The organism is Breoghania sp. (genome assembly GCF_030066895.1).
Lineage (GTDB): Bacteria > Pseudomonadota > Alphaproteobacteria > Rhizobiales > Stappiaceae > Breoghania.
This window is the reverse complement of the sequence record NZ_JASJAV010000008.1, coordinates 114,476-129,009: the sequence shown is the minus strand read 5'-3', so window position 1 is coordinate 129,009 and position 14,534 is coordinate 114,476. Positions and strand designations below refer to the sequence as shown.

Annotated in this window: 11 protein-coding genes, 1 tRNA gene and 6 pseudogenes; 3 read left to right on the top strand and 15 right to left on the bottom strand. The window is 61.9% G+C overall.

The window, feature by feature from the left end; genetic code table 11:
- Positions 1 to 19: 19 nt before the first annotated feature.
- A pseudogene (locus tag QNJ43_RS27030) lies at positions 20 to 625 on the bottom strand (molybdopterin cofactor-binding domain-containing protein); the annotation flags it as partial.
- On the bottom strand, positions 514 to 1,137 hold the full coding sequence (locus tag QNJ43_RS27025; protein WP_346432939.1) for a hypothetical protein: 624 nt from the start codon (positions 1,135 to 1,137) through the stop codon (positions 514 to 516). The pseudogene QNJ43_RS27030 and the gene QNJ43_RS27025, both read right to left, overlap by 112 nt.
- 467 nt (positions 1,138 to 1,604) lie before the next feature.
- On the opposite strand from QNJ43_RS27025, the gene QNJ43_RS10680 reads away from it, so the two are divergent.
- Positions 1,605 to 2,477, top strand: a complete 873-nt coding sequence (locus tag QNJ43_RS10680; RefSeq protein WP_300469891.1) for a DMT family transporter — start codon at positions 1,605 to 1,607, stop codon at positions 2,475 to 2,477.
- Between the two features lie 12 nt (positions 2,478 to 2,489).
- Here the strand turns inward: QNJ43_RS10680 and QNJ43_RS10675 are convergent.
- The 4 genes and pseudogenes from QNJ43_RS10675 to QNJ43_RS27020 all read right to left on the bottom strand — a co-directional run.
- Positions 2,490 to 3,109, bottom strand: a pseudogene (locus tag QNJ43_RS10675) (substrate-binding domain-containing protein).
- Positions 3,024 to 3,398: a helix-turn-helix domain-containing protein gene (locus QNJ43_RS10670; protein WP_300469822.1), complete on the bottom strand. Its 375-nt coding sequence runs from the start codon at positions 3,396 to 3,398 to the stop codon at positions 3,024 to 3,026. The pseudogene QNJ43_RS10675 and the gene QNJ43_RS10670 overlap by 86 nt, the downstream one beginning before the upstream one ends.
- A gap of 118 nt (positions 3,399 to 3,516) precedes the next feature.
- Positions 3,517 to 4,836 carry an AMP-binding protein gene (locus QNJ43_RS10665; protein WP_346432931.1) on the bottom strand — a complete coding sequence of 440 codons (1,320 nt, stop codon included), beginning with the start codon at positions 4,834 to 4,836 and terminating at the stop codon, positions 3,517 to 3,519.
- Positions 4,837 to 4,906: 70 nt separating this feature from the next.
- Positions 4,907 to 5,074 (bottom strand): annotated as a pseudogene (locus QNJ43_RS27020) (AMP-binding protein); the annotation flags it as partial.
- Between the two features lie 336 nt (positions 5,075 to 5,410).
- Between QNJ43_RS27020 and pgi the strand changes: the two are divergent.
- On the top strand, positions 5,411 to 7,057 hold the full coding sequence (gene pgi / locus QNJ43_RS10660) for a glucose-6-phosphate isomerase (protein ID WP_300469820.1): 1,647 nt from the start codon (positions 5,411 to 5,413) through the stop codon (positions 7,055 to 7,057).
- Between the two features lie 182 nt (positions 7,058 to 7,239).
- On the opposite strand, the gene QNJ43_RS27015 is transcribed toward pgi, so the two are convergent.
- The 3 genes from QNJ43_RS27015 to QNJ43_RS10645 form a co-directional block, all read right to left on the bottom strand.
- Entirely contained in the window at positions 7,240 to 7,452 is a 213-nt protein-coding gene (locus QNJ43_RS27015; protein ID WP_346432930.1) for a BA14K family protein, read from the bottom strand.
- A 4-nt stretch (positions 7,453 to 7,456) separates the two neighbouring features.
- Entirely contained in the window at positions 7,457 to 7,726 is a 270-nt protein-coding gene (locus tag QNJ43_RS10650) for a glycine zipper domain-containing protein (RefSeq protein WP_300469818.1), read from the bottom strand.
- A 272-nt stretch (positions 7,727 to 7,998) separates the two neighbouring features.
- Positions 7,999 to 8,074 (bottom strand) — tRNA-Lys (locus tag QNJ43_RS10645).
- A gap of 222 nt (positions 8,075 to 8,296) precedes the next feature.
- Between QNJ43_RS10645 and QNJ43_RS10640 the strand changes: the two genes are divergently transcribed.
- Positions 8,297 to 9,001: an HAD family hydrolase gene (locus QNJ43_RS10640; protein WP_300469816.1), complete on the top strand. Its 705-nt coding sequence runs from the start codon at positions 8,297 to 8,299 to the stop codon at positions 8,999 to 9,001.
- 135 nt (positions 9,002 to 9,136) lie between these two features.
- Here QNJ43_RS10640 and QNJ43_RS10635 read toward each other — a convergent pair.
- The 6 genes and pseudogenes from QNJ43_RS10635 to QNJ43_RS10610 form a co-directional block, all read right to left on the bottom strand.
- Positions 9,137 to 10,221, bottom strand: a pseudogene (locus QNJ43_RS10635) (NAD(P)-dependent oxidoreductase); the annotation flags it as partial.
- Between the two features lie 188 nt (positions 10,222 to 10,409).
- Positions 10,410 to 10,856: a copper chaperone PCu(A)C gene (locus tag QNJ43_RS10630; RefSeq protein WP_300469814.1), complete on the bottom strand. Its 447-nt coding sequence runs from the start codon at positions 10,854 to 10,856 to the stop codon at positions 10,410 to 10,412.
- A gap of 46 nt (positions 10,857 to 10,902) precedes the next feature.
- Complete coding sequence (locus QNJ43_RS10625) at positions 10,903 to 11,385, bottom strand: cytochrome c oxidase assembly protein (protein WP_300469812.1); 483 nt, start codon at positions 11,383 to 11,385, stop codon at positions 10,903 to 10,905.
- Positions 11,375 to 11,542 (bottom strand): hypothetical protein, encoded by a 168-nt coding sequence (locus QNJ43_RS10620; protein WP_300469810.1) that lies wholly within the window; start codon positions 11,540 to 11,542, stop codon positions 11,375 to 11,377. Before QNJ43_RS10620 ends, QNJ43_RS10625 begins: the two co-directional genes overlap by 11 nt.
- A gap of 317 nt (positions 11,543 to 11,859) precedes the next feature.
- Positions 11,860 to 12,433: pseudogene (gene ilvN, locus QNJ43_RS10615) on the bottom strand (acetolactate synthase small subunit).
- Positions 12,430 to 14,215 (bottom strand): annotated as a pseudogene (locus tag QNJ43_RS10610) (acetolactate synthase 3 large subunit). Before QNJ43_RS10610 ends, ilvN begins: the two co-directional pseudogenes overlap by 4 nt.
- Between the last annotated feature and the right edge of the window lie 319 nt (positions 14,216 to 14,534).

Below are 14,534 nucleotides of genomic sequence, written 5' to 3'. Positions count from 1 at the left end.
CGATCGCCGCCTTGTCGACCAGCCGGTCGAGCACATAAGCCGCTTCCGGTCGACCGGCCCCACGATAGGCATCGACCGGCACCGTGTTCGTATAGACCCCGCGCACCCGCACATGCAGCACGTCGATATCGTAGAGCCCGGTCGACATGCTCGTCCCGACCCACGGGATATAGGGGCCGAACTGATGGAGATAGGCGCCCATATTGGCGATGACGTCGATCTTCAGACCGAGAAAGCGTCCCTCCGCGTCCATCGCCACTTCGGCATGGGTGACATTGTCCCGCCCTTGCGCGCAGGCCACGAAATGCTCCATGCGCTCGCTGATCCACTTGACCGGCCGCCCGAGTTTTTAGCCCGCCACCAGACACAGCGGATATTCGCGGTAGACGAAGACCTTCGGCCCGAACCCGCCTCCCACATCCGGCGTGATCACATGCAGCCGGGCGGGATCGATCTTCAGGATATCCTCGGCCAGGATATCGCGCACGCCGTGGACGCCCTGGGTGCCGACCGTCAGCGTATAGCGCCCGCTGTCGCCGTCATATTCCGCGATGCAGCCGCGCGTATCCATGTAGTTCGAGACAAGCCGGTTGTTGACGAGATCGATGGCGGTGACATGAGCTGCCCCGGCAAAGGCATCGTCCGCCTTCGCCTTGTCGCCGCGGCCGAGTTCGAACGCCTGATTGGTGCACATATCGGCCAGACCAGCGGCGCATCCGGCGCCAGCGCGCCTTGCGTATCGACGATCGCATCAAGCGGATCGTCGTCGATCTCGATCAACTCCGCCGCCAACTTCGCCGCCTCCACGCTGTCGGCAACCACGAAGGCGATCGCCTCGCCCACATGGCGCACCGTGTCCGAACACAGGATCTCGCGCGGCAGCACGGCATGTTGCGTCCCGTCGACCTGAGGAAGGACAGCCTTGGTCGGCATCAGTCCGAGATCCGAGACATCGGCGGCCATCAGCACCAGCGACACGCCCGGAGCAGAGCGCGCCTCCTCCAGTCCGGACACGGAGATCCGCGCATGCGCCATTGCCGAGTGCACCACGAACCCGTGCACCGTCCCCTCCGGCGTGATGTCGCCGACATACCGACCGTGCCCGGTGATCAGGCTCGGATCTTCCGTCCGGCGCATCGGAGTGCCGATACCGAACTTCGCATTGATCGGCTTGTTCATGGAAAAGGCGCCTCTCAATTGACGGGATTTGCGTGAGCCGGAACGACCTCCCTCGAGGAAAATGATGATGCGTAGGCAAATAGGTCGTTGCGTGAGCTTAACCAGAGACGAGGCTTGTCTCTACCCCTGCGGTACCGGTGAATTTCGAAGGCCCGGCCACGGGTGCCCGGTTTGCCCCTTTGAGCACGGCACCTTCAACGTCCCCGACGACATCTAACAACAAGTTGGGATGGCCCTTGCAACAAATATCCCTATGTTGAGTGGTGTCAGGAGTATAATACCGCATGCCCGACCATCCTCCGGAGCCCGGCTCAACCCCGCCACCGGGCCGATCAAAGACACATGGCCTCAAGGGACGCGCCAGACATCACATCCTGCGCTGGCTCGTCTGGTGGAGGGCTCTACCCGGAAATGCCCGCGGGGCATTGTGGATCCTCGCAGCCGCCTTCTTATTCACAATCATGACGACGCTGATCAAGCTCGCGGGCCAGGGCATTCACGTGGCGGAGATCCTGCTGACCCGTCAGATCGTGATGACCTGCATCGTCATCCCCACGATCATCCGGTCTTTCCCCTCCTCCCTGCGCACCAAGCGGCCGCAACTGCACCTGCTGCGCATCGTGCTGGCCTCCGGCGCCATGATATTCGGCTTCACGGCGGTCGTTCACCTGCCGCTGGCCGACGCCACCGCCATCTCGTTTGCGAAAAGCTTCTTCGTCACGATCTTCGCCATCCCGATCCTGAAGGAAACGGTTGACGTGCACCGTTGGGGCGCGGTCATCGTGGGATTCCTGGGCGTGATCGTGATGCTGAATCCGACCAGCGACAATTCGATGAACGCCTACGGCCTGATGACGGTGGCCGGCGCGGCCTGTGCCGGGATGGTCATGATCCTGATCCGCCAGATGACGCGCACGGACCGTCCGGTCACCATCCTGACCTATCAGGCCTTCGGCGTCGGGCTGCTGATGATCACGCCGACCTGGTACTACTGGGTGACGCCGACCTGGCACGAGATCGTGATCCTCGTCGCTATCGGCATGGTCGCGTGGTGCCCGCAGATGTGTAACATCCAGGCGTTCCGGACATGCGAAGCGACCGCGATCGCCTCGCTCGACTACACCCGCCTTCTATATGCGACCTTCTTCGGTGTCGTGATCTTCGGCCAATGGCCGGGCGTCAACACGCTGATCGGCGCAGCCTTCATCATCGCGGGCTCGCTCTACACCGTCCACCGCGAGGCACGGCGCAACAAACGCCTGGTGCGAACGCCGGAAGGACGCGGCTACAACAACTGACGCGGCAGCGGTTCAAGCGCCGTTGGAGTGCACCTTCCCGAACTCGGAGACATCGTAACCGCTCAGCTCCTTCGCCATGTCGGCGAAGGCCGCACTCCTGCAGAATTCCGAAAGCGTCTGCATCGGCGGGTCGAACCATGCGCGCCTCCAGACCAGCAGGTCGTAGCGCTCCCGGCACAGCGGAACGAAATCGAGCTTCAACTGGCGGGCCAGTGCAGCAAGACCGAAGGCGGCATCCGCCTTGCCTTCCAGCACCCCCAGTGCTGCTTCGCGCTCGTCGCGCGCCAGGCTTCCGGTCGGGGTAAGAGCCGACGGCTTGATCCCCACCCGTCGAGCATCAGCTCCATCAGCCGCTGGCTGCCCGCCTTGGCCTGACGCTGAACGACACGCACCCCGGAAAGATCGGCGATCCCGGAAAGACCGAGCGGATTGCCCTTGGCAACGATCAACCCGCGCTCGCGCCACGCCCATTCGATCAGAACGACGGGCCGATAACTGAACCGCTCGGCCACCGTGGCGCGGTTCCAGCCCAAGTTGCCATCTGCCTCATTCCCCTGTTCGGGAATATGCAAGCCGGTCGCGACGCCGCCCGCGTTCGGCAAAGCGCTCGATCCCGTCAAAGGAGCCGTCATAGAAGGCGGCAAGTCCGGAACAGGACTCGCGCAGCGCCCATTCCAGCAGCGGGTCGTGCGATCCCAGAAGAACGTTCGGCCGCTCCTCCGCTCCCCCCGCATGTCCCTCACCGCCGCCCGTACTCTCGATCCAGGCCAGCACAGCTTCGCGCGGAAACAGCAGTTTTCCCGTTGCACGCGAATACGGAACGGCGCCGGTTGAGATCAGTTCGTAAACCTTGCGTTCCTTGACCCGCAGCAGCTCGGCCATTTCCCGTGTGGCCAGATAGCTAGGCGGCGGCGATGTCATGAACGACCTTCGTCTGGAACTGGAACCAACGTGCATCCATCGTTATTTCTGACTATTTCCGATACAGTACCGCTGCATCGTGCGCAAGTATACAGGTCCACCCGCCGCCCGGCCGCGCTCATTCGGCGGCGACGTCTCCCGCCTTCGCCTTTTCCTCCTCAACCAGTTCCTTCTTGGACAGCTTGCCGACGAGCGTCTTCGGCAATTCATCCCGGAACTCGATCAGGCGCGGCATCTCGATGGTGGAGAGATGGCCCTTCAGGAAGGTCTTGAGTTCGTCCTCGTCCAGGCTCGCCCCTTCCTTCAGCTTGACGAAGGCCTTGGGCGCCTGCCCACGATAATTGCCGGCAACGGCGATGACGATCGCCTCCTCCACCGCCTCGTGCTGGTAGAGCACTTCCTCGATCACCCGCGGATAGACGTTGTAGCCGGAGCAAATGATGAGATCCTTGATCCGGTCGACGAGATGGATGTAGCCGTCCTCGTCGCGGTAACCGACGTCGCCGGTATGGAGATAACCGTTCTCGATGGTGCAGTTGGTGTCGTCCGGCCGCTCCCAATAGCCGAGCATGACCTGCGGGACGCGCACGCACAGCTCGCCCTTCTCGCCCTCCGGCATGACCACGTAAGGGCCTTCCAGCGAGCGGAACTCGCATTCCGTCCAGGCAAACGGCTTGCCGATGGAGCCGGCCCTTGGCTTGCCCTCCAGCGGATTGCACGAGACAACAGGAGAGGCCTCGGTCAGGCCGTAACCCTCCACCAGCGTGCATCCCGTCAGCGCCTCGAAATTCTGCTTCACTTCAACAGGCAGCGGCGCGCCGCCGGAAATACACATGCGGATGGAGGTGAGATGGTAATTCTTCGTCTGCGGCGCATTGTTGATGGCGGTATAGATCGTCGGCACGCCGGGAAACAGCGTCACGCCCTTCCGCTTGATGATGTCGAACAGCATCTTCAGCTCAAAGCGCGGCATCAGGGCCATCTCCGCGCCAATCAGGACGGAAAGGTTCTGCGCCGCCGTCATCGCAAACACGTGGAAGAACGGCAGGACGCAGAGCATCACCTCCTCGCCGGGCCGTACTTTTGAGAAGAAGAGGCGCATCTGCTCCATGTTGGCCGACAGGTTCGCATGGCTCAGCATAGCGCCCTTGGGAACGCCGGTCGTGCCGCCGGTATATTGCAGGATGGCGATATCGGTTTGCGGATCGACATGCGGCGCATCGCTGATCGGCGGCCCGTCGATCAGCTCGGCAAACGACTTGTGCGCCTCGTCCTTGGCAATCGTCGCCCGCTCCTTGGCCTTGAACAGCGTGAAGAGCAGCTTTTTCGGCTGCGGCAAGATATCGGCCATCGGGCAGACGATCACCGTATCCAGCGCGCCGGAGGCCCGCACGGCCTCCACCTTGTCGTAAGTGACCTTCAGATCGAGCGTAACCATGATGCGCGTCTTGGGAATCGCGCGCCTGGAACGCGATCTCGCGCTCCACGTAGAGCGAATTGTAGTTCACCACCGTACCGCCCGCCTTCAGGACGGTGAAATAGCAGATCGTGAAATAGGGCGTATTGGGAAGACACAGCACCACCTGAACACCGCGTTTCACGCCGAGCCGCCGAAAACCCTCCGCAGCCCGGTCGACATACGCTCCAAGTTCGCGATAGCTCCACCTCTTGCACATGAAATCCAGCGCGGGCCGATCCGCGAAAACGCGCACCGTTTCATCGAGATAGTCAGCCATCGGCCGTGGCGTGAATACCGGCACCTGTGGCATCGTTTCGCCTTTCATCGCGTTTCCCACTCATCAGGCTTTACGCAACCAATCAACGTGTCGCCGCGTTGAATGCGTAGCGCGCAGTTATTCTTGATCGCGCATCTGAACCGACTTTGGTCACGCTTTACACAAGGGTCAACTCCATAACGTTACGGAACGTATCATTTTCCATGACCCGACACCGCTGACACAGACGACGAAAGCGCATAGCCTACCTTGAAAGAAAAACGGAGCCGACGACGCATGACCGCGACCAACGCCTCGATGAGCGAGGCATGGCAGGCCCTCAAGGACCATCACCGCACTTTGGTTTCCCCCCCCCTGAGGTCTCTCTTCGAGGAAGACGAAAACCGTTTCGACCGCTTCTCACGCGAGGGGGCGGGGCTGCTGCTCGACGTCTCCAAAGTTCAGATGACGGGCGAGACTCTGGACAGGCTTGTCGATCTCGTCCGCGCCGCCGGTGTCGAGGAACGTCGTGAGGCCATGTTCTCCGGCTCGGCCATCAACACCACCGAAGAGCGCGTCGTCCTTCATACGGCGCTGCGCAACAGGGCCGACGTACCGGTGGAGCTGAAGGGCGTCGACGTGATGCCCCAGGTCGCCGCCGTCCTTGCCCGCATGTCGGCCTTTGCCGATGCGGTGCGCAAAGTCCATGCGGGCTCCCACACCGATACCCGCTTTACCGACGTGGTGAATATCGGCATTGGTGGCTCGGATCTGGGCCCGGCCATGGCGACCGCCGCGCTCGCCCCCTATCACGACGGCCCGAGGCTCCATTTCGTTTCCAACATCGACGGGGCGCATCTGGCAGACACGGTGAAAGGGCTCGATCCGCGTTCCACGCTGTTCCTGATCGCCTCCAAGACCTTTACCACCGCGGAGACGATGACCAACGCCGCCTCTGCGCGCCGCTGGATCGTGGAGAACCTGGGCGAACCGGCCGTGAAGACCCATTTCGCCGCCATTTCCACCGCGCTCGACAAGGTCGACGAATTCGGCATTCCCCACGATCGTGTCTTCGGTTTCTGGGACTGGGTCGGCGGACGCTATTCACTGTGGTCGGCAATCGGCCTGCCGCTGATAATCGCCATCGGACCGGAGCGCTTTCAGCAGTTCCTGGCAGGCGGCCGGGCGATGGATGCTCATTTCCGCGAAGCACCCATTGCGGACAATCTACCCATGTTGCTGGGCCTCGTCGGCATCCTGCATCGCAATGTTTGCGGCTATCCCACCCGTGCGATCCTGCCCTACGACCAGCGCATGCGGCTTTTCCCGAACTACATCCAGCAACTCGACATGGAGAGCAATGGCAAGCGCGTGACGCTGTCCGGCGAACCTGCAGCCGGGGCGACGGGCCCTGTCGTGTGGGGAGGACAGGGCACGAACGGCCAGCACGCCTTCTTCCAGCTTCTCCATCAGGGCACCGACGTCATTCCGGCGGAATTCATGGTCGCCGCCCAGGGACACGAGCCGCGCCTTCGCGACCACCACGCCATGCTGCTCGCCAATTGCCTGGCGCAAAGTGCTGCGCTGATGCGCGGGCGCACGCTTGAGGAGGCAAAGGCCCAGCTTGAGGCGGCGGGAAAGGACGCGGCAACGATCGAGAGGCTCGCTCCTCACAAGATCTTCCCCGGCAACCGGCCCTCGACCACCCTGCTCTATGACCGGCTTGATCCGGAAACGCTCGGCAAGATCATCGCGCTCTACGAACATCGCGTTTTCGTGGAAGGCACGATCCGGGGGATCAATTCCTTCGACCAGTGGGGCGTGGAACTGGGCAAAGAACTCGCCACAGCCCTGCTGCCCGCCGTCAAGACCGGCACCGCGCCGGAAGGGATAGACGGCTCGACCAGGGGCCTGCTTGCCGAGATCGGGAAGCGCAGCGACTAGGTGCGGTGCGTTTCAAGGACGCTGCCCATCCTTCGAGACGGCGCGAACGCGCCTCCTCAGGATGACGTTATCGTGTTGTCAGCTTTAGCAAAACGCACAAAACGTCATCCTGAGGAGCCCGCGCAAGCGAGCATCTCGAAGAATAGGCCACCCGATAAACCGATTCCCAACCATCCTTCACATCACCGCAAGACGGTCTTAGAAGAACGAAAGGCGGCACCCCGCAAGCAGAACCGCTGCTGACCGCCATAGGTCGTGTAATAGCCCGTGCGCGGATTGAAGGAGCGGTACTTGCGCGAGCAGTAGTCGTGCCAGGCCGGCCGTCCACGGCTCAAACCCGCCACCACCACGGGGCGGCGGCGGGCCACGGCGCGCACCGCGTATGCAGTCGTCATAGGCTTAGCGATAGTTGCGGTTCCAGTCGCCCGAGGACTTGCCTGCCCCCGCCACGGCGCCAACACCGCTGCCGATCGCAGCACCCCGACCCCAGCTTCGCGTGACCGACCCGATGATTCCACCAACGACGGCACCACCCACAACGTTTTCGCCGGTACGCGTCGCGCGGTTGGCATAATCCCTGGCATAAGCATCGCAACGGCGATGCGACTGGGCCGAGGCATCGATCGCGGCCATCGTCAGCCCCGACAAGGCGACCGCGATTGCGAGCACCGAATTGCGAACAATGACGCACCTCCTCTGCATCTTTCCCGAAATACGGCGGCCCTCGCGACTACGGCACGCGCCATCTACGCAAGACCAACCGATTCCACGCCGACGGTCTCGGTTACGGACCGACTGACGAGATTATGAAAGGCAAAATACGCCGCTTTGAAGATGACGTTAAGTGATCTGAATCACCAGGAGGCGAGCAGGAGCGAATTCAGGCCGCGTACACGGCTGAAACGACTTCGCTCGGCTAACAATTCATGAAGGAGAAAGGATGGTGGGTGAGCAGGGACTCGAACCCTGGACCCGCTGATTAAGAGTCAGCTGCTCTACCAACTGAGCTACACACCCATCGGCCGCGGCGAACCACCAAGCTTGGTGGGCGCGACGAGGGCTATATATCTAGCGAACGCAGAAAGCGCAAGCGGCGTGTCATCGTTTTTGCATGCTGGGGAAAACCTTATCTCCCGGGATCGTCTTCACATAACCCCTTCAATGGATTGCACAGTCGCCGGAAAGCCCCGAAACTCCCGGAACCGTGTATTACCGACACCAGATTGCAAGTCCTTCGCGATGCCCCTCGACACCATTGGCTTCGATGCCGACGACACGCTCTGGCACAACGAACAGTATTTTCGTTTGACCGAAGAGCGCTTCACCGACCTTCTGGCCGAGTACACCCGGCCGGATCATCTGAAGAAGCATCTGCTGGAAGCGGAGCGCCGCGACCTTTCGCGCTGTGGATTCGGCATCAAGGACTTCACTCTGTCCATGATCGAAACCGCGCTGGACGTGACGGACTGGCGCGTGTCGGCCTCCGTCATCGCTGAAATCCTGGAGGCGGGACGCACCATGCTCAGCCAGCCGGCCGAGCCCCTGCCCCACGCCCGCGAAACGATCGAAGCCTTGTCCGGGCGCTATCGGCTGATCCTGATCACCAAGGGCGACTTGTTCGATCAGGAACGCAAGATCGCGCAATCGGGGCTGGCGGAGATGTTCGACGCGGTGGAAATCGTCTCCGACAAGACCGTCGAGACCTATCGCACCCTCTTTGCCCGGCACGGAAGCGACGCGGACCATGCGATGATGGTGGGGAATTCCCTGAAGTCGGATGTCGTTCCCGCCATCCAGGCCGGCGCCTGGGGCGTCCATGTCCCCCACGATCTGACCTGGGCGCTGGAACACCATGACGCCGATATCGAAACCGACCGCTTCCGCGAGATCGCGGACCTCATCCAACTGGAATCGGAGATCGCCGGGATCGATCGGGACAGCTAGAGCGGCCCCGGGGCACGCGCCCACGGTTTCCCTGAAGAACAAGCGGCCGTGCCGGGTGATGGATCGGAGCGCTTACACCCGGTTCAGCAGGCGCGCGCGGATCTTTTCCAGGATCTCGACCGAATGCGGGATCTGGCCTTCGATATCGACGACTACGTAACCGATCTCGCCATCCGTCTGCAGATGCTGGGTGACGATGTTCAGGTCATGGGAAGCGAACAGCTCGTTGAGTCGCTTCAGGGAGCCCGGCGTGTTGTCATGCACCTGAATGAAGCGGGTCGCGTCCGTGCCCTTGGGCGGCAGCACCTGCGGGAAGTTGACCGCACCCATCGTCGATCCGACGTCGGAATACTCCACCAGACGCCGTGCGGCCTCCTCGCCGATGCGCTCCTGCGCCTCTTCGGTGGAGCCGCCGATATGCGAGGTCAGGATGACATTGTCGAACTCGCGCAAGGGGCTGACGAACTCATCCTTGTTCGACTTCGGCTCAGTCGGGAACACATCGACCGCGGCACCGGCCAGATGCTCGCTCTTCAACGCCGCAACCAGCGCATCGATATCGACGAGCTTGCCGCGCGCATTGTTGATGAGGAAGGAGCCCGGCTTCATCTTGGCGATCTCGGCCGCGCCGATCATGCCACGCGTCTCCGAGGTATCGGGCACGTGCAGGGACACGAAATCGGACTGTGCGAGAAGATCGTCCAACGATTCAGCCGACCGCACGTTGCCGTGGGAAAGCTTGTCGACCTGATCTTGATAGATCACGTGCATGCCCATCGCCTCGGCGAGCGTGGTGAGCTGCGTGCCGATATTGCCGTATCCGATGATGCCGAGGGTCTTGCCGCGGACCTCGCACGAGCCCACCGCCGACTTCGTCCAGCGACCGAGCGGGTGTTGGGAAACGGTGCGTTGAAAACCGGGATGCCGCGCTTCTTGGCATAGTGCAGGTCAACCTGGTTCGTCCCCACCGAGAAGCAGCTGATGGCAAACAGCGAATTGGTGGCGGCCAGCACTTCCTCGGTCAGCTACGAACGAGACCGAACGCCGACAATCTGCGTGCCCTGCAGGGCCTCGATCAGCGCGTCCTTGTCGTAGGCGATCTGGACCCGCTCGACATTGTGGTAGCCGTTTTCGTTCAGCACCGAGATCGCCGATTGGGAAATGCCCTCAAGCAGCAGCCAGCGAATTTGGTTCTTGGGACGGGAGAGGCCATTGCTCATATCGGCATCTACTTTCGTTCTTGATAGGTATGGTAGCGACGCCGGATCCGGCGTGCGGCCCAGACTTATACGCCAAGGCCGCGCGAGATCAACGGCCCCCGTCCGGGAAATCGGCGCCCGCCACGCACACGACATCCCCCCAGCAACGGCGCAAACGATCCGCTCAGGTTGCAGATTCAGGCCGTTATTCAGTCGCTTGGCGTCGCCTCGACCAAAACCTCGACATCGATCTTGCCTGCCTTCGCAAAATCGAGGGTCATCTTGAAGTGATCGCCGGTGTAAAACGATGCGGAATTGTCTTCCACGAACAGATGCTCGCGCCACTTGGCAAAGGCCAGAGGCTTGCCCGGCAGGAAGGAGACGGTGTCGGAATAGGCCGCCTCACCATGATCGAGGCGACGAACGCGCACGTCCTTGCCGATCTCTGCCGTGGCGCCCGCCAGCGTCACGGACGCCTTGCCCATGTTGAGGATCGCCCCGTAGACGGGCACGCCGTGTCCGGCTTCGCTCGGCGGCGCCCACAGATGGCCGATCCTGAACGAACCCAGCTTGTAGCCGTGCACCATCGCAAGGCCGGTGCCCGTCGGCACCAGAACGGCGGCCAGTATCACCGCGCGAATGATCCGCGTCAGCATGTCGTCTCCTCCCATATTTCGGATTTTGCCGAGGTCGCGAGCACACTCACCGCACGACCGGGCTGCCCGATCCCACGCGCTTGGGATCGACGCTGAAGTCCGCCTTTCCGCTCGCCGTCAGTTGCGTGTCGAGCTTTTGCGATCCCGCCTTCAACGCCCGCGCCGATGCCAGGTTGGCGGGGGACTGATCGTTGCTCTTGAAGAAGGTGTAGGACAGCGTCACTTCCTGCGTCTTGCGCACGCTCTCGTCCTTTTCGATCTCCTCATCGACATAGAAGACCAGCGGCATCCGCGCCGTCTCGCCCGGCTCCAGCTTTTCCTCGGTGAAGCAGAAGCACTCGATCTTGAAGAAATACGGCGCGGCGTAATAAGGCGTGACGTTGTAGGTCGCCCGCGCCACGATCGGATGATCGGAGCGGTTATGCGCGGTGTAGCAGACCTTGGTCGCCTCACCGATACGGATCTCGATACTGTGCTTTTCCGGTACGAAGTCCCAGTCGAGCCCAGCGACATTGGCATCAAAGTGCACCTTGATGGTGCGCCCTTCCGAATTTTTCCGCAATCGGCTTGGTCGTCGCCCGATTGACGGTTCCACCGTAGCCCATTGCGGCACAGAACATGCGGTAGAGCGTCGGCGAATAGATGACGAGCCCGACCATGACGCTCAGCATCGCAACAGCCAGCATCACCACGCCGCGATGACGCCTCGGACGCAGATGCGTTCGGATCAGATTCCTCGTGCGGAGAATTTGCGGTCATCGGGGCCCTCGACTGTGCGGACAGGCTCAGGCGGGCGGACCATATCGGCCAAGCGCCGTCGAACGCTTTCGGGCCTAACATCCCGTCACGTCAGGTACAAGGTGACGCACCGGACAGATTGTCGCAGGACGTTTTGGAGACTTCGTGATGGGCCTCCCCCGACACAGTCCCCTCAAACGCAAAACGCCCCTCGTCCGGTCGGGACAAGGGGCGCATGCATCAATTCCGAATTGCCGGGTGCGGATCAGAACCCGCCCGGCCCGCGCTGTACGGCGGCGATGCCCGAGCGCGAGACTTCCACCAGCCCGAGCGGCTGCATGATCTGGATGAACTGCTCGATCTTGGAGGTGCGCCCGGTGATCTCAAAGGTGAAATGCTCGGTGGTCGCGTCGATGACATTGGCGCGGAAAGCATCTCCGAGGCGCAGGGCCTCCAGACGCTTCTCGCCGGCCCCCTTTCCCTTGATCAGTGCCAGTTCGCGCTCCAGCAGCTTCTCCTGGCTGTTCTCACGCGCTTCGACGGTCAGGTCCCACCACCCGGTGCACCGGCACCAGCCGCTCAAGCTGGTGACGTATCTGCGTGATGATCATCGGCGTGCCGGTCGTCACGATGGTGATGCGCGACAGGTGCTGCTCGTGCTAGATCTCGCACACGGTCAGGCTGTCAATGTTGTAGCCGCGCCCGGAAAACAGGCCGATCACGCGTGCAAGCACGCCCGACTCGTTGTCCACGATCACCGAAAGCGTATGCGTTTCCACGTCGTCGCTCACCTTTGTAAGAAAGTAGGTCGAAGGCGCGTTTAGGTTTTGTGCGTTCATATCCGTTCCCCCTGATCAGACGAGAAGTTTGCCTTCGTCGGAAATGACGAGGCGATCGCCTCGTCATTGGCCTCATCCGGCAGCAGCATTTCGTTATGCGCCTTGCTCGACGGGATCATCGGGAAGCAGTTGGTGAGGTTGGCGACGCGGCAATCGAAGATGACCGGCCGGTCGGTGGAGATCATCTCCGCAATCGCGTCGTCTAGATCACCCGGTTTGGAGCATTGCATGCCGACGGCGCCGTAGGCATCCGCCAGCTTGACGGAATCGGGCAGCGATTCCGTATAGGAATTCGACAGCCGGTTGCCATGCAGCAATTGCTGCCATTGGCGCACCATGCCCATGTACTGATTGTTCAGGATGAAGACCTTCACCGGCAATCCGTGCTGAACGGCGGTGGAGAGCTCCTGGATATTCATCAGGATGGGGGCGTCGCCCGCAGTGTCGACCACGAGCGCGTCGCGATGCGCCGTCTGCACGCCGACCACCGCCGGCAGGCCGTAGCCCATCGTGCCCAGACCGCCGGACGTCATGAAGCGGTTCGGCTCCTCGAAACCGAAGAACTGCGCCGTCCACATCTGGTGTTGGCCGACTTCCGTCGTGATGTTAGGTGTCGTGCCCCTTGCTCGCCTCGTAAAGCCGCTGGATGGCGTATTGCGGCATGATGACATCGCTGTTGGGCTTGTAGGCGAGCGAATCGCGCGCCCATCACACGTCGATCTGTTTCCACCACGCTTTCAGCGAATTCTCGTTCACCTTCAGTGCGGACGAGCGCCAGATCCGGACGAGATCCTCCAGAACGTGCCCCACGTCGCCGACGATCGGCAGATCGACCGGGACGTTCTTGTTGATCGAGGAAGGATCGATATCGATGTGGATCTTGGTGGAATTGGGCGAGAACGCATCGAAACGCCCGGTGATGCGGTCATCGAAGCGCACGCCGACGGCGACCATGACGTCGCAATCGTGCATCGCCATGTTGGATTCGTAGGTGCCGTGCATGCCCAGCATGCCGAGCCACGCATCACCCGATGCCGGATAGGCGCCCAGCCCCATCAATGTGGAGGTGATCGGCACGCCGCTGAGTTGAACCAGTTCCCGCAGCAATTGGCAGGCTTCCGGGCCCGAATTGATCACGCCGCCACCGGTGAACAGGGTCGGCCGGCGCGCGGAGGCCAGCAGCTCCGCCGCATGACGGATGGCGCTCATGTCACCCTTCACCTGCGGGCGGTAGGTCTTGTGCTCGACGCGGCTCGGCCCCTGATATTCGCCGGTGGTGAACTGCACGTCCTTCGGGATGTCGACGACGACCGGCCCCGGACGCCCCGTGGTGGCGACCTGGAACGCCTCATGCAGGATGCGCGGCAGGTCCTCGATATTGCGCACCAGCCAGTTGTGCTTGGTGCAGGGCCGCGTGATGCTGACCGTATCACATTCCTGGAAGGCGTCGGATCCGATCAGCGAAACGGGAACCTGGCCGGAAATACACACGAGAGGAATCGAATCCATCATCGCATTGGTCAGCGCGGTGACCATGTTGGTCGCCCCTGGGCCCGACGTGACCAGCACGACGCCCGGCTTACCCGTGGAACACGCATAGCCCTCCGCCGCATGACCAGCGCCCTGCTCGTGGCGCACGAGCAGATGCTTGATGTCGTCCTGCTGATAGATCTCGTCGTAGATGGGGAGCACCGCACCGCCAGGATATCCGAACAGATATTCGATACCATGGTCCTTCAGCGCCTGCAGAACCATCCCGGCGCCCGTCATCTCCCGTGTCATTGTTTCGTCCTCGTTCTCATTGCCGGCCCTGCCCGGCTTTCCGGCCCGCAGGAAGGGCCTCGAAGTCCAACCCGGCGGCCCCCTGTTCCGTGGACACTCAGGCAATAAAAAAGGGCCTCGAGGGCCCTGTTGCGCACAACACCGTTCCCGATGCCCTCAGGCCATCCCGGCTGCGTGCGCGTTCCTTACAAGAATCAGCGTCTTCATACGTAAAACCCCTCCGCGATCGGACACCCGACCACGATGCGGCAGACCCTAAGCACGCGGGGATGGAGGGTCAAGCGTAAAAGTGCAAATATTTCGTCGCAGGCACCCACGC